Raw genomic sequence first — 20393 nt, 5'->3', positions numbered from 1 at the left:
TACTTCCCATCATAATAATCTTGTTATTTAGTTATACCATCCATCATTAACCGAGCTCTAAATGTATGTTTGTTGCTTTTCCAACATTTGAGTTTCTCGATACTCCTTTGCTTGGGCGAGCATTGTAAATTCGATATGAGCATTATGATTTTGATGAACGATTTCTCTAATTTCTTCAAGTGTTACTCTAAAAAACTCTTTCCGTTCATTCATTTTATTTACCCGCTTATAAGCAAATGTTCGATGCAGAGCTGCTTCCAGGGATGGAGCGTCATCGGAAAAAATCATTGCATGTACATCAAAGTGAAAAGGTACAGAGGCAGCTCCTAATTCTTTAATGCGATCCATGGGTTCTAATCGTCTCGTCATCCCTATTTTATAAACATCTTCACCAAAGCAGCCAAGATTTGAAATGATGTATACATAACCCGCTCGGGTATTTTTAACTCTATAATCCACATGAGCTTTTTGGATGTTGATTTCCTCTAATCTCTTTTTATATTGAAGCATTTCATCTTTGCTTATTTGACTTGAAATGTTAGAAATGACGTTGAGTAGATGTTGTTCTTCTTTTTTTATTTTCGTTAATTCTTCTTCAAGCTCTTTTTGTACTCGTTTTTCTTCTCTAATTAAATCATTGAATCTTCGCTGTTCTTCTTTTTCTTCGTGCTTTTTCTCTGCATATTCATGGACTAAGAATAATTCCTCTAATTTAAGATGCAAAAATTCTTCTGTAATGTAAATAGAATTATAGGAATTCAATTTGTTTATATCATAAAACGAAGTGCGGATTTTCTTTTCGGCTAATTCCACTGTATTAAATGTGACTCTACTAATAACATTGTCACATTCATTGATAAAGGAACGAATAGCTAATGTCATTTGCTGTTTGCTTTCTACCCTTCCAGGTGTTATTCTGCCTTCTTCTATAGAGAGAATGTTGTAATCAACGGCTCTTCTTTCTCTTATCATCAGTTTTTGTTTATCTCTTACCATCTCTAATGATCTTAGATACTCTTGGGAATTTACAAGGAAAAATTTATTATCGTAAAGGCCAAAGGATTGAAGTAAAACCTCATCTTCAAAATCGATTTTCTTCTTTTCAAGATAGTGAATCTGCCGCTTAATTTCCTCTAGTTTTCTTTTCTGATGATTGATTTCACTATCGTTTTTTAGCAACTCTTCTTCTTTTGCCCTTGTGATATGGACCATTCTTATTTGATGAGTAAACTGTAATCTGCTAATCTTTTTTTGCATATTTAACAACATCTTTGAAGTTTCCTTTTCTTTCATTTTCAGTTCTAACCTTCTTGCTTCCATTTCTTGATCTTTCCTCAATAGTTCATTTGTCCGAAGAAGCAATGCTACCTCTAAGTCTTTCACCTTTTTTTGATTTTTAATTTGTTCTTTATTAGATTTAATCAATAAAACAATCCCCATTATTAGAGGGATAATTAAAAACCAAAGTGCAAACATGCTTGCAATAAACCACATAGAAAAATACCAGCTATTTTTATTCATAATTAATCTCCTAAAATTGGCAGTATATTCCTAGTTTAACTCATCTGTCTGTTAATAAGAACTGCTAAAAAAGGCGGAAGGACTTCAATCGTACTTTCATATTTTTGAATTTGAGGAATACGTATATAGGAAGGGGGGTTTGTCCTATGAAAAAATCCACAAGTTCAACTGTACTCTTTCTGCCAGGAATCGTCATCGCTATCGTCCTTATGACATTCCTCATGGTAGGGGTATTAATCAATTTGAATATCCGCTATCAAACTGAATATGTTCAGAAAATTGTAGACGACATTGGACCAGAGCAATTATTCTCATACTTCTTAAGATCAGAAAATCATTATTTTCACCAACCAAATGAGGCGGAAGAAGACCTGTTTTCAATTGGGAATCTCACAAGGTTATCTTTGCTGCTGAGTACAAACATCATTCCTGAGGATGCCAGAACATTCTTGGGAAGGGAATTGCCTGGTCTTTCTTATTACGATACTGAAATTTCTGTGGCGGGCGAGGGGGTAAATCTTGCCACGCTTCCGATGGAGTCTTCTCCGCCTCTAGATGTCTTGCTAAAAGAAAGGGAAATTGCTGAAGATCAGCTGAAGGGCAGGGAGCAGGAAGTTGTACCTCAAACACCTAATACAAAAGTTCCTGCAGTTTTTGTTTACCAAACACACAGCTGGGAGTCTTTTCTTCCACTATTAAAGAATGCAAAGGTGCCTAATGATGCAACGAGCAATGATAACAGGGTCAATGTGATTGCCCTTGGAACCCGTTTAAGCAACAATCTCCTTAAAAAAGGAATAGGAGTTAAACACGATCAAACAAATATGACCCAAGAATTGCATAAAAGAAAGTGGAAAGATACTAAATCCTATAATCTATCTGGAGAAATTGTTCAAGCAACGGCTAAGACAGAGGGAGATCTTGAATACTACATTGATATTCATAGAGATTCAACAAGGAAAAAATCCACGACTAAAACAATCAATGGGAAGGATTATGCAAGGCTGTACTTTGTCATAGGTAAAGGGCATGCAGATTATGAAAAAAATGAGGCATTCGCGAAAAAACTCCATTATGAACTTGAGAAACAATTTCCTGGGATTAGCAAAGGGGTTTATCTTAAAAAGAAAACCGAGCTAACGAACGGTATTTACAATCAAGAAGTCTCAGACAGGGCTATTCTTTTGGAAGTTGGCGGAGTAGATAACAACCTTGATGAGTTAGAAAGAAGTGTCGATGCTTTTGCCGAGGTATTCTCAGACGTCTATTGGAAAGAGCGGAAAGCTCAAGAGGTAAACGGCGATGCGGATTAAAATGAGACAATCTTTAAAGTGGCTGTTGTTTACCCTTATTTCAACCTTTTTAAGTGCAATGTTATTGGGTCTTTCGTTTTTTACCATTGCCTTTTTTGCGACAGGCCTCATCTTTGCGATCGGTTACTTATATAAAGAAGAATTAATAAAACAAACGTGAGTTTTTCTTCCTGTTTTCAGTGAATAAGAATGTATATTCAAGACAGTAGAGACTTTTGAAATAGTAATTAATTTCCATGAGTCATCATAAAATTCTATATATAGTACTTAAACAGGATTGGAGGTATTACGATTAGAAGAATCCATCCGCTTGCCGTATTCTTTGGTGGCCTGATATGCACGGTGTTGATTCTGCCAACCTTATTGGTTTTACCATTTTCAAATCAGACAACGCATGTGCAGAAAGGAGATCATTCTTCAAAAGTGGAACCTGCCCAAAATGTGAATTCAAATGCAGCATTCGAAGTGGCCGTATACCGTACCAAAAGTGAGAAAATAGAAAAGGTTCCAATTGAGGATTACGTATTAGGCGTGGTAGCCTCAGAAATGCCGATTAACTTTGAAACAGAAGCATTAAAGGCTCAAGCCATCGCTGCCAGAACATTTCTTGTTAAGCACATGCTTTCGCCTAAAAAAATTGGGGTACCAAGCGGAGCAGATATTTCGGATAATCACGAATTTCATCAGGTATACAAAAATTTAGAAGAAATAGAAAAATCCTGGGGAATGAAGACCAATACAAATCTTGCAAAATTGAAAAGTGCAATAGCTGCAACAGAAGGACAGATTTTGGTTTATGACGGGAAACCAATTGAAGCTTTATTCTTTTCGACAAGCAACGGGTTCACTGAGAACTCAGAAGATTATTTCAGGAGCTCCATACCATATTTGAAAAGTGTTGAAAGTCCCTGGGACAAGCAATTTTCTCCTAAATTTGAAAACCAAATAACCATGAGTGTTCAAAATTTTGAACGTGTATTAGGGGTAAAATTAGATGAAGGAAAAGAAATTGGCTCAAGTATTTCCAAGACAACAGGAAACCGCGTTAAATCAATCGATATAAATGGTAAGAAATTGAGCGGGAAAGAGATCAGAGATAAATTGAAACTCAATTCATCCGACTTCGTTTTAGAAAGGGATGGCAACAAGGTACTGATATCAACAAAAGGAAATGGTCATGGTGTTGGAATGAGTCAATACGGAGCAAATGGAATGGCGTTGGACGGGCAAAAATATAAGGATATTATTGAGTACTATTACAAAGGGGTCGAAATGGCTTCGATAGAATCCTTTATTGATAAAACTGTGGCGAAGAATTAAAAAAGTGCGGATTCCTAAAAGGGGTAGAGGATTCGTTTTTCTTTTATAAATGGTTTCAATAAGAGTTTGGCAAATTTTATCGCTATTCACTCAGCCAATAGACCATATTGTAGTTATTCCATTAAACGGGGCGATAATCCAAGAAGGATTAACGCTTCTTCTCATTGAATTGTATTTCTAACAGCGGCATTGTGGATTAAGATTAGTGTCGAAATGGGGGAGTGCAAAGTGGGAATACCCAAATATCCAGATGTTCCTGAATTGACAGTTAAACAAATAAGACAAATAACCGAGATTACGTTTTACAAAGAAATACTACCAACTAAATGCGATGTTATCTTTGTATTCGGCGGTTCTCATCCTGGGAACTGGCAGGCTCCGTTAGAAGCATATAATAAAGGATTTAGTAATCAGATTATAATTACAGGTGGCAGTAGCTCATCGGGTATGAGACACTCTGATTGGATATATGAAGATATCTCGGAAGCAGAAGTTATCGTTAATAAGCTAATAGAAAATGGTGTTTCAAGAGATAAGATATTCTATGAAACCTCATCTAAACATTCAATTGATAACGTAATACAAGCGAAAAAGGTATTCGATTTTAGCTCAATAAACACTTTATTATTTGTTTGCAAAAGTTTGGCAGCAGGAAGACAATACCGAACCTTAAAAAAGCACCTTCCAACCAACATTACCTTTATTCCTTTTCCATTTGATACAAGTTTTGATGGGGAATTCACAATAACTAGAGATAATTGGATGAATAATGAAAAAAGTCGATCATTAGTTTTTGGTGAATTTTTAAGGAATATGACATACGGCAAAAAAGGTGGAATTACAGCTCCAGATAATGTGGTAGTGGGACTTGATGATATTGTTTCATATTACTACCATTTATTAGATTAAAAAAGCTTGTGCTGAAATCGCCCCTTATAATTGGATAAGCGGAGAATATTTTCATCTCTACTCAGGGGAAAATACCTTCTGAGGTGATTATATGAGGTTAATGTTCCTTTCCCTTTTATTTTCGTTAATTCTATCAGTAACTAGTCCTGCTTTTGCAGAAGAAAAAGTTAATTTGTTAGAAAGGCAAATAGTATCATTTATGTCAGGGATGTAAGTGGATACACCTAAACAAGCCCTGCAATTATGGATATTGGGTGTGAAAAACAGAAGTGGTGCAGTTCAATATGCAATGCTATCGCCTTCACTTCGACAAAAGACAAGGAAACAATTTGAACAAAGAAGTTGGGGTACAGGACAATCAAGTCCGTGGGTCGATAACTTCAGGATCGTTAAGGCGAAAAAGATTAATGATGCAAAAATGCAATATACTATTTCATATGATTTACTTACTTCATATGCAAACTTTAGTAAAGGACAAAAGGTTATTACCATAGAAAGAAATCCAGAACCATATAGAACTAATTGGTTAATAACTGAAATATCAACTGATTACAATCAATGGGAAGCATTTACTCCTGCCGAAACATTGATAAAATAAATTTCGGATGAAAAATTATTAATCTTAGAAAAGATAGATGCTTAAATAACGTCTTATTCCATTACATTAACAAGGTGTATTTAACGGCTAACCTGTAGCAACTAATCCAATAGTTATCAATTAAGTGAAAAAAACTCGTCAAAATCGACGAGTTTTTTTAGTTTGTTAAAACTTCCTAAATGGAAGCACTTTTTTAAGTGTAGCAATATGTAATGTCTAGGAATGAATTGAAATCAGTAACATAAATATTGATTAAACAAGCATGAGTCTTTTCAGCTATAGAAAGTCGGTGTTTAATCATGATGTACAAAACACACCTTGCATCATCTATTGCAGCAGGAGCGGGAATAGCACAAATTTTATCCATCCCTTTTACTATTGGATTTTTAGGCGGCCTTTCTTTAGGCAGTTTGCTGCCAGATATAGATGAGCCAAATTCGTATATTGGAAGGAGGTCATTTGGTCTTTCCTATTTAGTAAAGAAGAAATATGGTCACAGAGGGATGACCCATTCATTATTGGCATTTTGTTTTTTCTTATATCTAGTCGTCTTCTTTCCAACTTATTTTACTATGGGGCTCTGTCTCGGTTACCTATTTCATATTATTGGTGATTTCTTTTCTAAAACAGGCGTCCCCCTGTTTTATCCGTTTGATATTAGTCGAAAAAAATCGCCTCTCACCTATAAAACCTCTAGTTTTACAGAAACGGTCATCCTTTTTATTTCAATACTCACAGCAGCGGCATTGATTTTAAATAAAAAAATGCTTAGTCCGTTATTCTATTCGACTGGTGAGCTTATAAGTAATATCTTATTGGCCCTCCTTAAAGTAACATCATTGATTAATTAAGTGACGATTTTTCAAGGAGGTGGCAAAATGTACAAATATCCTATTATTACTCACGAAAAAAGCAGATTGCTGTATGTATGTGAGTGGCAAGATCCAAAGGGGAAAATCAAAGATCACATGATTAAATTTGCAGATCTTATTAAGACACCAGAAGAAGTGAGTACATTCCTGATGTCCCCCTACTCATTGTGGACGGCTGCTGCAAAAGGTATAAGTGCTGAGGAGATAATTGAATTTCTGGAGGAGAAATCTCAAAATGAATTATCAGAAGGCTTTATCAATACGGTGAAAAAAAATATTCGTGAATTTGGAAGTCTTTCTTTTGTTACAGAAGACGGCTATCTCGTATTAAAGGCTAAAAATCATTACATAATTTCAGAAATTAAACGTATTAATACCATTTATTCAAAGATCGTAGCTGAACCTAATGAAACGTCGCTTATTTTTAATCATAGAGATCGTTTGGAAATAAAAAAAATATTGTTTAATCAATCTCTGTTTATTAAAGATTCAACCAATTATAGAGGTAATACACTCAATTTCCGATTGTTAAAAAAGGATTCGTATGGAGAACCCATCGTGTTACAGGATTTTCAGTCTCAAGCTGCAGAATCTTTCCTAAAATACAATCGACATGCTGGAGGGGGCGGCACAATTATAATGCCGCCAAGTTCAGGAAAAACATTAGTAGCCTTAAAAATAATGGAATCAATTGAGACGACAACATTAATAATCACAGAAAACGAATCAAGTCTTAAAAGATGGATGTCTGAAATATCCGATAAAACCGATTATCCTAAAGATTTAGTCGGAAGTATTTGTTCGTCACATATAGATATGAAACCAATTACAGTTTCAACGTATAGAGATGTTTTCAATAATTTAAATCATTTAAATGAATTTGGATTTATTATTTATGATGATGCACATAAGCTACCTACTGAAAATAATGAAAAAACTGTTTTGCTCCAGTCAACGTACAAACTTGCACTTGCTTCCACTTTAGCGAGATCAGATGGGCAAGGAATGAATGTAATTGGATTAATTGGACCCAAATGGTATGAAATTTTGCCTAATAAGCTGGTCGAATTGGGTTTTCATGTACCTGTGAATTGTGTAGAAATAAAGATTCCTTTACCTCAACACGAACTTGAAGAATACGAGCGGGCTAGTAATAACCCTGAGCATCAAAGAAATATTGCGGCAAACAATTCATTAAAAAGGGTAGTGACTGATTATTTTCTAAAAACAAAGCCAACAAATCAAACACTAATTATTTCATTTTTTGTAGAGATTGCAAAAAAGTATGGAGATTGGTTTGATTTAGAGGTTATTACTGGAGAAGATTCGTTAGAAAATGAGGAAATTGATGCGTTGCTAGTAGCGTTTAATAATAAGAGGATTACTAAGATGATAGCATCATCATTAAAGGTAGAAAGAAAACAATTTATTGAACTAGACACGATAATTGCACTAACCTATCAAAAAGGTTCTGAAAGAGAAGAGTACTTGAGGGTTGGTAAACTCATGCCGCAGCATAGTAAAACAGAAAGTTATCTTATTTCCCTTGTTACAAGAAATTCTATTGAAGAGCGTGATTATTTCAGGAGAAAAAGAAAGCTTTCAAATTACGGCTTTCGTTACAAAATAGAACATTACGAAAGTATATTAGCTGAGGGGAATAATTCATGAACTTAGAGGAAGCATTACAAGGACTTGATGATGAAACAATAGTAGGAATTGCTAAGAAGTTAAGTCTTTTTGTAGAAGGTGTTAAAAAGCATTGGTATATATCAAAAATAGTAGACTTTTTAAAAAATATGGAGAAAATAAGTAATCGGATATTCCCTTATATCAGCAATGAAACTGTGAACAGCCTGTTTATGCATGTCTATAGCGGCAGATCACTTTCTGAAAAACAGATAAAAGAGTTAGAGCAATATGGCTTACTAGTGAACAGTATTTTACCAAAAGATCTAAAAGAATTGCTTTGGGTGGATGGACGTGGCTTAGTAGTAAAAGATTTAGATGAAATAAAGACCAAAACAAATCAAAGCCTCATGTTAAAATTTGTTTTAGTTCTTTTGTATTTAAGAGAGCAGGGGTCTATTTTTCATTCAGGAAAAAGATATGATAAACAAATTAATAAAATGATCGAAACGTTACAGTTTGATGAAAGTGAAAGAAATCTTTTAAAAGACTTGATTCAATATAGTCTAGAAATGAATCTTTTACAAAAGCAGAAAAATAAAGTCTATTTTAATGAAGTGGAATTTATCGAATGGAAAATGAGAGATTCTGAAGACTTCATAAATGATTTTTACAAAAAAAAATTCGTCTCAAGACAGACATTTTATTTGTTAAATAGTATTTCCAGACTACAGGTAAACAAAAACGAATGGGTCAATATATCATATTTACCCCCTGTTACTTTAGGGCTTGAGAAAGGGGTGGAATGCGGCTTATTGAATATAACAGAACAAGAAAATGTAACTTATGTACAATTAACTCCTGAAGGATGGTTTTTAGCAAAAGGAGAAAGACACGAAGTTTGGAGTGAAAAAAATCTAATCATTAGTTCTGACTTTGAGTTGTATATTCCGCATACCTATAATCCATTTATCCTACTTGATATATTTCCGTTTGCAACATTAATTGAAAATGATTATTTTATCATTTTTGAATTAACAGTATTTGATAATGATGAAAAATTGTCAGACAGTAAAAAGAACAACTATAGATATTTATACAATGTTCTTAAAAGAAATAGTAGGTATATACCTGAAATTGTGAGTTATGAATTTGAAAGGGTTCTTAGTTAATGAATATATTAGCTTGGTAAAGTTTGAAGAATTCGAGTTGAAGTTAAATTCTCTAAATGGCCGCTCTTTATGGAGTAGGCCTTCTTTGCATTTTCTTTCATTTCGAATGTCAGTTCCCTTATAGGTGCTTAAGTATTTTGATATAATTGACCTAATACTATTTTACATTTCAGATAAATATTGGAACGATTTTAGGGGAGTGGAGGGTATTTTATCATGTCATCGCCATTACGTGCTACCAGAAAAGAGGATTTTCTGGATCAATATATTCAGTCCTTGCTCCGAGGCAATGGAGAGGAATTGAACGCTTATCTAACACAAGTAAATACTCATCAACAAATTATTGGAACAAAAGCTACGACAAGATGCTTTATGCTTTCGTCTGATGGTCAGCATTTACCGAGAGTAGAAGATTTTGCAATCAGAATAGCATGTTTTCTATTAGATTATGCGATTCCTCGCTCAGAAATTTCAAAGGCGAAAAAGATGGATGATGAAGAGAATACTACAATAAATACGGTAATGTTAAAAAAGAAAGCAAGAAAACTGTTTACCCAATTAAAGAAGACGGGAGAAGGCGGGGAGATGCTGCTCTATTTACTCATTCAAAGTGTATTAAGGTTCCCGCAGGCAATCTCCAAGATGTCACTTAAAACAAGTGGACAACTTCATTACCAAGGGGCAGATGCTATTCATATAGGCTATGACACAGCAACCGAAAAATTATTGCTTTATTGGGGGGAGTCTAAACTTTACCAATCAATTGATAGTGCGATTCGGGAGTGTTTTGAAAGTCTTGCTCCTTACTTAATAGGACCAGGAGGGGCTGAAAATCCTAGAGAAAGAGATCTTCAATTGCTTTTGACTAATCTCGATTTTGCAAATGTCGAACTGGAAGCAGCGATGCTTAACTATCTTGATCCAAACCATCCATCATTCAATTCACTCGAGTATAGAGGTGCGTGTTTAATAGGATTTGATATTGATTCGTATTGTTCAGTTCCATTTGAAAAGACACAAGAAATTGTATTAGGTGAAATTAATCAAGCCCTTACAAACTGGTCAGGAAAAATAAATACTGGAATTAAAAGACATCAATATCTAGAAAATTTCACTTTAGATGTGTTTCTTATCCCTTTTCCTTCTGTACAAGTTTTCAGAAATAAATTTTTGGAGGCAATTCAGGATGTATAAATCGAGATTGCCTCATAATTTATTTCAATTACAGGGATATCAAGAAAAATATAAACCTCTTCTTTATAAATCCATCCGACAACAATTTCCATTATCTTATGATGAATCACCTGAAATCGATTTAAGATACTTGCTTATGTGTGCCAGTATCTTTTCAGAATCAGATGACGCAAAGCACTTGGATACTGCTTTTAGAATTGCTCAATATGTCTTGCAATCAGTTGGTACGTCAGAAAATCAAAAGAATTCTGCCGCTTACATTCTGGATAAAATGACAAATCACACAGCTATCAATCTAAGTATAAATCGGAACCAACTTTTATCCGATTACAAAGATCATATACCAATGGAATTCAATTTAGATTCTATGAATCGGTTAATGAAGTATTCTATTTTTGACTCTAAAAGAGAATTAATCATTCCCATCAATAAATTTCAGTATGAGGTATTAGATGAAACAAGAAAAAATGACTGGGTTAGTATTTCTGCTCCGACTTCGGTAGGGAAATCCTTTATTTTGCTGCATATTATTCGAATGTTTCTCCAAAATCATTCGAATGGAGTGATTGTATACATCGTACCGACCAGGGCTTTAATTCAACAGGTTGAGTTGGATATCAGGAAAATGCTCATTGAACATCAGTTGAAAAACATATTTGTTTCTACTGTTCCGCTTATGGATGATTTATCAAATAGGTTTAGTAAAAAAGTGTTTGTTTTAACACAAGAAAGATTTCAATGGTTATTAGCAGATCATCATGAAATGGCTCCTGAGTTGTTGATAGTAGATGAAGCACAAAAAATAGGGGATGGGACAAGAGGGATATTGCTTCAACAAATAATAGAAGAAGTTTCTAGAAGGTCTGCGAATGGGAAGGTCATTTTCTCAAGTCCGATGACTTCTAATCCAGAAGTTTTACTAGAACAAAGAGCTGAAACTTCAAAGGGAAAAGCCGTGGAAAAAGAACTAGTTACTGTAAATCAAAACTTACTTTGGGCAAATCAAGTTTTTAGGAAGCCAAAAGAATGGACAATGTCTTTATGTGCAAACGGAGAGGTTGTTAAACTAGGTGATTTTTCACTTTCAAAAAGGTCGACTAACGTCACGGAGAGATTGGCATTTGTTACCCATGCATTAGCTGATCCCGCAGGAGGAAATCTCGTTTATGCAAATCTCCCTTCGAGTGCGGAAAATTGCGGACACATTCTATGGGAATTACAAGGTGCCGAAAATGATTCAAATCATCCTGAAATAATCGAACTGATTAAGTTAATCAAAGACACAGTAAATCCTGATTACACCCTTGCACATATCCTGTCACGAAAAGTGGGGTATCATTACGGCAACATGCCCCTGATCATAAAAAATGAAATAGAACGACTCTTTTCTGAAGGTATTATTCAATTTTTAATATGTACCTCTACTTTAATCGAAGGGATGAATCTTCCCGCAAGAAGCATTTTTGTCAGAGGTCCACAAAAGGGCAGAGGAATACCTATGGGAGAAATGGATTTTTGGAATCTTGCTGGAAGAGCAGGCAGGCAAGGAAAAGAGTTTCAAGGAAATGTGATTTGCATTGATACAAATAAAGAGGATATTTGGAACAACTCACCTCCAACGATTAGAAAAAAATATCAAATAGAAAAAACGATGGACAATCTATTAAATAATGACGTAGAAAAATTGATCGAATTTATTGATGAAGGAACACCTAGAAGTAAGAGTCTTCAAAAGCCTGAACTTGAATACGGATTTTCATATTTACTGGGAGAATATATAAGAAGTGATAGATTAAGTGAATCTCCTTTTTTGCAAAAATATGATGAGGATTCCATCAAAGAATTAGAATCAAGCATATCAAACGCCTTAAAAGATATCGAAGTTCCAGAAGGGATCCTTCTTAAACATCCAGGTGTTAGCCCATTAGCACAGCAGCAGCTACTCGATTTCTTTAAAGAGGCTTATCACTCAATTGAACTTTACACTCCAGTTCACCCAAATAATAAAGCTGCTTTAGATAGATATATTAAAATCGTAGAAAAAATACAAGAAATTTTATCAGGGGAACATCCTGGTAAAAACTTCCCTTACTCATTACTGATAATTGAATGGATGAGAGGTTATTCATTGTCTCGTATCATTGCTCGTAATATTAAATATTGGCAGAAACGAGATAGGAGTAAAAATAAACAAAGCATTATTAGAGAAACAATGAAGGATATCGAAGAGTTTGCCCGCTTTAAATTTGTAAAATATTTTGCGTGTTACCGCGATATTCTAAATTACTTCATGGAATTGAACAATGACGTAATTGAAGAAGATCTATCAGATTTAACTATTTGGCTAGAATTAGGTGCTTCAGAAAAAACACCTATTTCATTAATGGGAATAGGGTTTACACGTACAACGGCTATTAGTATTGCAGAAATATTAAAAGATCAAAATTTAGACGGAGAAGAATGCATAAAATTATTGAAACAAATAAATTGGGAAAAGGTTCCCTTATCGCCGATTGTAAGGCGAGAAGTGATACAAATACTTCGATTGTACATTTCCGAGGTTGAATTGAATTAATGAATTTTGACATTTGATACGTATTCGAGTAAGTCTGTATGGAAAATAAACAATATGACCAGGAGGGGGCATAGATGAAAATAGTAGAATATGAGAATTTGATAAAGAAAAGAAAAAGCTGTTTCCTGTGTGGTCCAAACATGCACAATCCATCAATAATACTAGAAGGGAAATTTGATTCCTCGGCAATAGGTCCTTGGAGTGAATGGTATGGGGATCTAGATGCGGATGTTCTCGTTATTGGGAAGGATTGGTATAATAGCTCGGGGTTTATTAGTCAAAATGGTAAAGTAAATGTTTTGGATGATACGAACCGCAATCTGCTCCAACTCCTCAAATGGATTGGAGTTGATGAGAACGTTGGACTGTTTTTTACCAATAGCGTGTTATGTATGAAAGATGGAGAAAAAAACCAAAAACTAAAATCTGCATGGAAAAGTAACTGCAGTCATTCCTTTTTAAGGCCAGTGATTGAAATAATCAAACCGAAGATTATCATTGCCTTGGGCGAGGATGCATTCGATTCAATAAAGCGGGTATATCGCAATGAATACCCAAAACTCAGATGTTCTTATCCAAAAGCCAGAGATTCTACGGAGCCATTTATCGTTGGAGAAATGAAGCTATTTAGCGTCGTTCATCCAGGGAGGTTGGGCATGGCCAATTTCGGTGGAATGGAAGGGCATAAAAAAAGCTGGATGAAAATAATTCCTCATATAGAAGCTCTGAAAGGATAATGACGATGTCAAATCTAAAACATATTGACAGAATTAAATTAGAAAGATTTTTAAATATGGGCAGTGGGTATGTTTTACATTTTAATAATGGAACGCTACGAGATTTTGTAATCGAAACTACAGGTATTGATATTTATGATGAACAGTATTCTATAAAAGGTGAATCGAAAGCAAATCGATTACGTGCCTTTTGGGAATTAGAGGCGGATGAAAACGTATCAAAACTTATTTTTTCAATGCTTGATCATTGGAAAGAGAGAAAAGAATTGTACGATCAGGAAATTGAAGAATCAGAGCAAGTTTTATTCGATGCTTGTTATTCCATTGCAGAGAATCTAAATCAAAAAGGTGTAACAGAATTTGTGAATGGAATTTTAAAACCACAGATAGAAGATAAAGATTTTTCCGTTTTAGCCCAAAATATTAAAGAAAGCATTGAAAGAAATGAACCAGAAGCAGCTCTTGACAGGCTTCATACGTATACTGTGAAATACTTTAGGAGTCTGTGTAGAAAACATCAAATTTCTTATGATAAAGATAAAGCGTTACATAGTTTATACGGGGAATATGTAAAGGTGCTTGAGAAAAACAAGTTGATTGAATCTGTTATGACTCTGCGAATTCTTAAGTCATCCATTTCGTTACTGGATGCTTTTAACTCAGTGAGAAATGACAAAAGTTTTGCCCATGATAACCCGATTCTGAATTATCAAGAAAGCATGTTAATTTTTAAAAATATATCCAGTATGATTGAGTTCATTGAATCTGTTGAAGGGAAGTTGAGTCATGTTCATTCGAAGAAACAGACCAGCGAAATAAACCATCATCATTTTTAGGAGCTTTTGAATGGAGGATACCGCGTCTGCAGCAAATCAACTTTGCTGCAGACGCGGTATTTTCTTTTCATATTTATTTGAACGATTTTATGTATAAATTTCCCCATGCTTAAAATACTAGGAAAATCAAATAGAGGAGGTGAAATGAATCCTGCAGCTAAAACCATTTCTAATAAGACCGAATGTATACCCTTATGAAAGTTTATCAAGCTATCTCCTGCGTTTATCGATGGAAAACTTTCATAAATCTCCCGCTAATTTTCGAGATTATTTGGATTTAACGTATCATGAATTAATGAACAATGATATCTCAATGAAAAGTGTTGAGAAAATAGCGAGCCTCTCCCAAAAATCACCTGAAGACCTCTATCGACGTTCTTCTCATTATCATTGTAATGAGGGCGGTGCAAAAACCTCTAAACAACTAATAAACAAGAGTAATATCAAATTCTGTCCGCTGTGCATAGAAAAGAATCTGTATCATAAATGGCCATGGTGCTTCAATTTTATGACTATTTGTTTAGAGCATTCTGTATTAATGAGTGATGGTTGTTTGAATTGTCATTCACCAGTCACGTTGAATTGTGTGATGAGCAATTCATGCAGAAAGTGCGAAATGCCGATAAGCCAGGGAAAACCATTCTTCATAAAAGTAAATTCACTCATTTATAAGTCCCAATCCTATTTCCAGGATAGGTTGATCAGTAAGGATATACAAGGAAATGAATGGTTAAATCGGCTGTCTCTATCTAATTTTTTCGAGCTGGTTTTAGTGACAGTAAAAATTTTAGATGAATTGCCTCGTTTTCTTGACTATCCAACCAATCCGCATGGATTAAACACGGATACTCCTTTATATGAACAAACATTGACATTGGCTAACGTCTATTGGATGTTTGATGATTTTCCCAAGAATTTTTATACGGTATTTGATGCGTTTCTCGCAAAAGTTCCTAATGATAAGAAGAGGCAAAGAAGAGTAAAAGCATTTGAACAACTCGTATCAAAAAAGGAACTGATCTCTCTATATACTCATTATTTACATTGTAAAAAGAGAATAAATAAAAAATACATCATGGAACAGGAGGGGGTTACTAACTATCAATTAGGCCTTTTGCTTAATAAGGGCGTTTATAAACCAAAGGGAAATAAAAAGGAATATTCTCTTACGAGGATTGAACACAAATCCCTTATTAAAATGAAAAACGCCAGCAAAAAGTACATAAATAAAAAGCAAGCATCGCTTTTATTAGGAATGAATCACATGCTGCTCAAAAAGTGTTTGGAAGAGGGGATATTATCTGAACACCATCTTCCAAACTATAAAAGCACATTTATCAAAAAAGCGGAAGCGGACTGGTTGATGGGCAACCTTACGTTCGAGGTTATTCAAGATGTAAAAGAGAAGTTGCCATTTAGCTATCTATTGGAGATGTATAAGTCAAGATACGGAATCGGACTTGCAATGAAAGCCCTTTTTAACAATGAAGGGAAAGTATATTCCTGTGTTCTTGCTCCTAAGTTAACAGATCTTTATTTTGATCATCGTTCAATTGAAATGGACTTCTTGTTTATTGGGGCAAATGAAGTCAAAAAGATCCTTAAAATGGAGTATGATACAGTTGGCAAATTAGTGAGCAGACACCTCCTTCGCCCAATTAAGATAGTAAGCTTTAAAAGCGGGAAACAAGTAATGGTCTTTCGTTATAAAGATATTATTCATTTTAAATCTGAATACATGTCGGTAAGAAGAGCGGCTGATGAACTGAAGATAGAGGAATCAATCATCAGGTGCTTGTTGAAAAGGAATGAAATAAAGGATTATTTTCAGGGCACAATCAACAGGGTTGTAGTGAAAAGAAGTGAACTGTGCAACATTCTGGGCGAACCTCAATAAATAAGGTTGGACAAAAAATAGACATCTGCTGGATGTCTATTTTTTTGATTAATTTGCTTTTTTATTCACCGAAACGATTTTAAGAGCTTGCTCAATGAGAAGTAATACGTGATCAAATGTTTCACGGTCTTCATTTTGTAATTGAAAGAGAGAAAGAAAGACTTCGTTGGTCCGCTCATCAGATTCTAACGTCAACTCCTCAAATTTCATTTGATTAATTGGAAAGAGATTCAGTTCTTTGTTCAGGTTATCCAATGAGAAAATACTAATTGTATCTGTTTTGCCTGTTTCCAAGTTACTTAAGTACGCGGGTGACACACCAATTTTTTGAGCAAAATCATTAAGACCGATACCCTTTATATTTCTAGCATGTCTGATCTGCTCTCCGATATCTCTAAACATTATGACCTCCACGTTCATGTCGGTTTTATTTATTATCATTTCTTTCCACATTCTCATAGAAAAATCCTCTAATCAGAAAAAGAGATAAAAAGGTACTTATTTACGATAATAAATAATGTTTACAATCATGAATATTTTCCTATCTGTGGCGTATATTAATCTTAATCTGATAAATCTTGAAACCTAAGAGAGGGGAATATGCAGAAAAACAAAAAAAATTTCTGTTTGTCATGCTTTTAAGATTTAAGCAATAAAAAAGCCGCTTAAACCGTTGATATGAGTTGGTTTCTTATTTTATTTCTTGTTTTTCTTTTAAATTATAGAAAAATATTTTTTAATCTTTTATTATACAAAACCTCATTTGCACTTTCAACAGTTACCATAAATTTCCTGTATACTCGGTGTCTTGGTAGCGGCTAGAATTCAACTTGTGCTTCGAGACACAGAGTTTTAAAGAGTCGACGATAAAAAAAAGAAAGGATGTGAATGGTTATGGCCGTTTTTATTGGTCTGGGTACCCGCTTTTTATTAAACGGGCGTTCCTTTGAAATTACAAAACAACTGGAAAAGGATTTATTTGAAGGGAGTGATTTGGAGTTCAAAGGTGTGACAGAGCAGTTCTCTAGAGAGGATATCCTGGCCAATTATGAAAAAGGAAATCTTGAGTTTGCTTATTACGAGAAAACAGGTGCAGGGCTCAATACGAAAGTGGACCGATATTCAGATTTTACAATGGTTCCAGAAAAGGATAAAGAAAAGGCGATGTTCCGCCTACGTGCAATCGAGCCGCTATTAAGTCTCAACGTCAAATCGCTTAGACCTTACATCAAATCCAGAGTTGATACACTGAAATCGGAGGGGCATATTGTCTCTGACAAGTCGTTGTACAGATGGATGAAAGCTTATAAGGATAGCGAGGGAGATATCTTTTCCTTAGTTCCCAGCGATAACAGAGCGAGGGGCAATAGACTTTTCAATAAAGTAGATTCGATCATTGATCAAGTCATTGAAGAAATGATTTTCGCTCCAGTGAATTTTACAGCAACATCCGTTTGTGAGGAAGTGGTTCATAGAATCGATTTATACAACAAGGAGCAAAAAGGAAAAAAGGAAAAAGACAAGACGCTTCTTCATCATCCTTCCGAGTCAACCGTTAGAAGGAGGATGAAAGAGTATTCAAAATATGACGTTGCTAAAGCTCGTAAAGGACAAGCCTTTGCTAAAGCAAAGTTCGGCCAGGTAAATGCAAATCAGAGACCAGAGTATATTCTGCAAAGGGTCGAGGTAGATCATACCAGGTTAGATTTATTTGTAGTAGATGAAAAAAGCAGGCTGCCGATTGGGAGGCCTTGGATTACTGTATGTTTAGATGTATTCAGTGGTTATCCTCTAGGATACTACATCGGATTCGAGCCGCCGTCTTACACATCTGTTATGCATGCTTTATCTCACGCCATTTCGCCAAAAACGTACATCTCTAGTAAGTATCCGAACATAAAAAATAAGTGGCTCGCTTATGGAATTCCTGAACTTCTCGTTTTAGATAACGGAAAGGAATTTCATAGTAAGCATTTTATTGAAGCGTGTATTCAGCTTCAGATTAATCGATACTATTGTAAAGTGAAAGCTCCCTGGTATAAAGGATCGGTAGAACGCCATTTCAGAACAATCAACACTGAACTCCTTCATCAGACAAAGGGAACAACGTTTTCCAATACCGTTCAAAAGGGAGAGTACAATCCCGTAAAAAATGCTGTAATCAGTTTCGATATGCTTGTCGAAATGTTCCATAAGTGGCTTCTTGATTACTATGCACAAGATTTTCACAACGGTATTAAAGGGGTGCCGTCAGAGATTTGGGCAGATGCCTTAAAAGCAACACCCGCACCGCCTATCCCAGAAAAACCTTTAGACTGGAAGATCATGCTGATGAAACTCGGGGAGGGTAGTATTCAGCGTCATGGGATACGCACCAATTATCTCTACTATAACTCTGATCAATTATTTCAGTTGCGGCATGAAATAACCAAGTCAAAGGGGAAAAATGAGGTCAAGTTCAAGTATGATCCTACAAACATTTCTAAGATTTACGTTTATGATGAATGCAGCAAAGTGTACCTCGAAGTACCTTGTACAGATCAAAAGTACTCTTTAAATTTAAATGAGTATGCTCATAAAGCCATTCTTTCAAAAGTGAGAGAAACAAAAAAATCAGTAGACAGGTCTGCTCTTGCAGCAGCGAAAGCGGAGTTAATGGCAATGTGCAAAGCAGAAACAAAAAAAACCCTTACGGTAAGACGAAAAGAGAAGAGATTCGAGGGTGTTGGATCGAATCAGAACATATCTACAGAGCAAAAAGAAGTGACCGTACAAGATTACGAAGTTCGGATTGAAAAACCAAAAAAGCCTAAGAAAAAGGAACCAAAAGTAGTAAGTATTAGTGAAGAAATCGATTATAGCGACTGGAGTGTATTTAATGCAAATTGAGAAAAAAGCAACATTCAGCCATTACACGTTGGAGGAGAAAAAGAAAGCACTGAAAAACATCAAAATTCTCCATCCGCGTTTCAACCATGCCCTCGGATTAATTCGAAAGTGTCATGATTCGATTCACACATCAGAAACCCCATTGAGCGGATTGATTACAGGTTTGTCAGGGTCAGGTAAAACAACCGTTATTAAGACGTATTTACAAAAATACGGTCAGGTTGTGAGTGGAGAAACACAAACCAAAAAAACCATTCTTCATGCAGAGGTTGTAAGCCCAGCAACCATTAATACGTTCATGGAAACACTGCTTGAAAAATTAGGGGACCCTTTCCCTGTTAAAGGGACAATCGGCAATAAAAATCATCGGTTGGAAAACCTGATTCAAAAGTGCGGAATTGAGATCATTATATTGGACGAGGTGCAGCATTTTGTTCAAACGGATGATCATTTAAGGATAAACAAAGTGTCGGATTGTTTCAAATCCCTCGTTAATCGGACAAACGTACCGTGTGTACTGTTTGGAATGGCGGAATCAAAACAAGTTTTGAAAGCCAGTTCCCAACTAAATCGAAGATTTTCTATCAGGTATGATTTAACAACGTTTGCTTATGATACGGAGGACAGTGTCAAAGAATTCCGTACGCTCTTGCATCTGATTGATAGCCAGTTGCCGTTTGTTGAAATGGCGGGATTAGGCGATATGGCGGAACGATTCTATTATGCAACAAATGGCTTGATGGACTCGATCATTAAAATCGTGAGAGAAGCAGCTGAAAATGCCATCAAAGATCAAAAAGACAAGATCGATTTAAAAGATCTTGCAAAGGGGTTCCAGCTTCAAGCTCATTTGCTTGAGGAAGGCAAAATGAATCCTTTTGCTCAAAAAGAATTCTCGATACATCGAACGACAAAGGTTTCTGTCTAATTT

The 20393-nt window shown here is 35.2% G+C and carries 17 protein-coding genes and 1 pseudogene; 16 read left to right on the top strand and 2 right to left on the bottom strand.

The genetic code is table 11. The annotated features are described in order from the left end of the window. Positions 1-57: 57 nt before the first annotated feature. Positions 58-1521, bottom strand: a complete 1464-nt coding sequence (locus tag LIT25_18405) for a DUF4041 domain-containing protein (GenBank protein ID USK32554.1) — start codon at positions 1519-1521, stop codon at positions 58-60. Positions 1522-1667: 146 nt separating this feature from the next. Between LIT25_18405 and LIT25_18400 the strand changes: the two genes are divergently transcribed. The 14 genes and pseudogenes from LIT25_18400 to LIT25_18335 all read left to right on the top strand — a co-directional run bounded on the left by LIT25_18400 (position 1668) and on the right by LIT25_18335 (position 16573). Further along, positions 1668-2834, top strand: a complete 1167-nt coding sequence (locus LIT25_18400) for a stage II sporulation protein P (protein ID USK32553.1) — start codon at positions 1668-1670, stop codon at positions 2832-2834. Further along, on the top strand, positions 2824-2994 hold the full coding sequence (locus LIT25_18395; GenBank protein USK32552.1) for a hypothetical protein: 171 nt from the start codon (positions 2824-2826) through the stop codon (positions 2992-2994). The genes LIT25_18400 and LIT25_18395 overlap by 11 nt, the downstream gene beginning before the upstream one ends. A gap of 131 nt (positions 2995-3125) precedes the next feature. Continuing rightward, the gene (gene spoIID, locus LIT25_18390; protein USK36327.1) at positions 3126-4154 is read left to right on the top strand and encodes a stage II sporulation protein D; all 1029 of its coding nucleotides are present in this window, start codon (positions 3126-3128) and stop codon (positions 4152-4154) included. A gap of 228 nt (positions 4155-4382) precedes the next feature. Continuing rightward, on the top strand, positions 4383-5063 hold the full coding sequence (locus tag LIT25_18385) for a YdcF family protein (protein USK32551.1): 681 nt from the start codon (positions 4383-4385) through the stop codon (positions 5061-5063). Positions 5064-5277: 214 nt separating this feature from the next. Further along, a complete protein-coding gene (locus LIT25_18380) occupies positions 5278-5661 on the top strand; it encodes a hypothetical protein (protein USK32550.1) in 384 nt (127 codons plus the stop codon). Positions 5662-5960: 299 nt separating this feature from the next. Further along, on the top strand, positions 5961-6512 hold the full coding sequence (locus LIT25_18375; protein USK32549.1) for a metal-dependent hydrolase: 552 nt from the start codon (positions 5961-5963) through the stop codon (positions 6510-6512). A 27-nt stretch (positions 6513-6539) separates the two neighbouring features. Beyond that, complete coding sequence (locus LIT25_18370) at positions 6540-8204, top strand: helicase-associated domain-containing protein (GenBank protein ID USK32548.1); 1665 nt, start codon at positions 6540-6542, stop codon at positions 8202-8204. After that, a complete protein-coding gene (locus LIT25_18365; GenBank protein USK32547.1) occupies positions 8201-9334 on the top strand; it encodes a hypothetical protein in 1134 nt (377 codons plus the stop codon). Before LIT25_18370 ends, LIT25_18365 begins: the two co-directional genes overlap by 4 nt. Before the next feature lie 300 nt (positions 9335-9634). Then, positions 9635-10528: a DUF1837 domain-containing protein gene (locus LIT25_18360; GenBank protein USK32546.1), complete on the top strand. Its 894-nt coding sequence runs from the start codon at positions 9635-9637 to the stop codon at positions 10526-10528. Then, positions 10521-13103, top strand: a complete 2583-nt coding sequence (locus tag LIT25_18355) for a DEAD/DEAH box helicase (GenBank protein USK32545.1) — start codon at positions 10521-10523, stop codon at positions 13101-13103. Before LIT25_18360 ends, LIT25_18355 begins: the two co-directional genes overlap by 8 nt. Before the next feature lie 74 nt (positions 13104-13177). Beyond that, the gene (locus tag LIT25_18350; GenBank protein ID USK32544.1) at positions 13178-13840 is read left to right on the top strand and encodes a hypothetical protein; all 663 of its coding nucleotides are present in this window, start codon (positions 13178-13180) and stop codon (positions 13838-13840) included. Between the two features lie 5 nt (positions 13841-13845). Next, a complete protein-coding gene (locus tag LIT25_18345; GenBank protein USK32543.1) occupies positions 13846-14676 on the top strand; it encodes an abortive infection family protein in 831 nt (276 codons plus the stop codon). A 172-nt stretch (positions 14677-14848) separates the two neighbouring features. After that, positions 14849-15211: pseudogene (locus tag LIT25_18340) on the top strand (TniQ family protein). Positions 15212-15448: 237 nt separating this feature from the next. Then, positions 15449-16573, top strand: a complete 1125-nt coding sequence (locus LIT25_18335; GenBank protein USK32542.1) for a hypothetical protein — start codon at positions 15449-15451, stop codon at positions 16571-16573. A gap of 48 nt (positions 16574-16621) precedes the next feature. Here LIT25_18335 and LIT25_18330 read toward each other — a convergent pair whose 3' ends face one another. Next, a complete protein-coding gene (locus LIT25_18330; GenBank protein ID USK32541.1) occupies positions 16622-16975 on the bottom strand; it encodes a helix-turn-helix domain-containing protein in 354 nt (117 codons plus the stop codon). 492 nt (positions 16976-17467) lie between these two features. Here LIT25_18330 and LIT25_18325 point away from each other — a divergent pair, with 492 nt between their 5' ends. Both LIT25_18325 and LIT25_18320 read left to right on the top strand, forming a co-directional pair. Beyond that, positions 17468-19462 (top strand): Mu transposase C-terminal domain-containing protein, encoded by a 1995-nt coding sequence (locus tag LIT25_18325; protein ID USK32540.1) that lies wholly within the window; start codon positions 17468-17470, stop codon positions 19460-19462. Then, complete coding sequence (locus tag LIT25_18320) at positions 19452-20390, top strand: ATP-binding protein (GenBank protein USK32539.1); 939 nt, start codon at positions 19452-19454, stop codon at positions 20388-20390. Before LIT25_18325 ends, LIT25_18320 begins: the two co-directional genes overlap by 11 nt. Positions 20391-20393 lie beyond the last annotated feature (3 nt).

The organism is Bacillus sp. F19 (genome assembly GCA_023823795.1).
Lineage (GTDB): Bacteria > Bacillota > Bacilli > Bacillales > Bacillaceae > Bacillus_P.
This window is presented reverse-complemented; position numbering and strand designations above follow the sequence as displayed.

What these genes read in the sequence shown, in the direction of transcription:
- LIT25_18405 (USK32554.1), bottom strand. Translation starts at nt 1,521, where the DNA reads ATGAATAAAAATAGCTGGTATTTTTCTATGTGGTTTATTGCAAGCATG.
- LIT25_18400 (USK32553.1), top strand. Translation starts at nt 1,668, where the DNA reads ATGAAAAAATCCACAAGTTCAACTGTACTCTTTCTGCCAGGAATCGTC.
- LIT25_18395 (USK32552.1), top strand. Translation starts at nt 2,824, where the DNA reads ATGCGGATTAAAATGAGACAATCTTTAAAGTGGCTGTTGTTTACCCTT.
- LIT25_18375 (USK32549.1), top strand. Translation starts at nt 5,961, where the DNA reads ATGATGTACAAAACACACCTTGCATCATCTATTGCAGCAGGAGCGGGA.
- LIT25_18370 (USK32548.1), top strand. Translation starts at nt 6,540, where the DNA reads ATGTACAAATATCCTATTATTACTCACGAAAAAAGCAGATTGCTGTAT.
- LIT25_18365 (USK32547.1), top strand. Translation starts at nt 8,201, where the DNA reads ATGAACTTAGAGGAAGCATTACAAGGACTTGATGATGAAACAATAGTA.
- LIT25_18355 (USK32545.1), top strand. Translation starts at nt 10,521, where the DNA reads ATGTATAAATCGAGATTGCCTCATAATTTATTTCAATTACAGGGATAT.
- LIT25_18350 (USK32544.1), top strand. Translation starts at nt 13,178, where the DNA reads ATGAAAATAGTAGAATATGAGAATTTGATAAAGAAAAGAAAAAGCTGT.
- LIT25_18345 (USK32543.1), top strand. Translation starts at nt 13,846, where the DNA reads ATGTCAAATCTAAAACATATTGACAGAATTAAATTAGAAAGATTTTTA.
- LIT25_18330 (USK32541.1), bottom strand. Translation starts at nt 16,975, where the DNA reads ATGTTTAGAGATATCGGAGAGCAGATCAGACATGCTAGAAATATAAAG.
- LIT25_18325 (USK32540.1), top strand. Translation starts at nt 17,468, where the DNA reads ATGGCCGTTTTTATTGGTCTGGGTACCCGCTTTTTATTAAACGGGCGT.
- LIT25_18320 (USK32539.1), top strand. Translation starts at nt 19,452, where the DNA reads ATGCAAATTGAGAAAAAAGCAACATTCAGCCATTACACGTTGGAGGAG.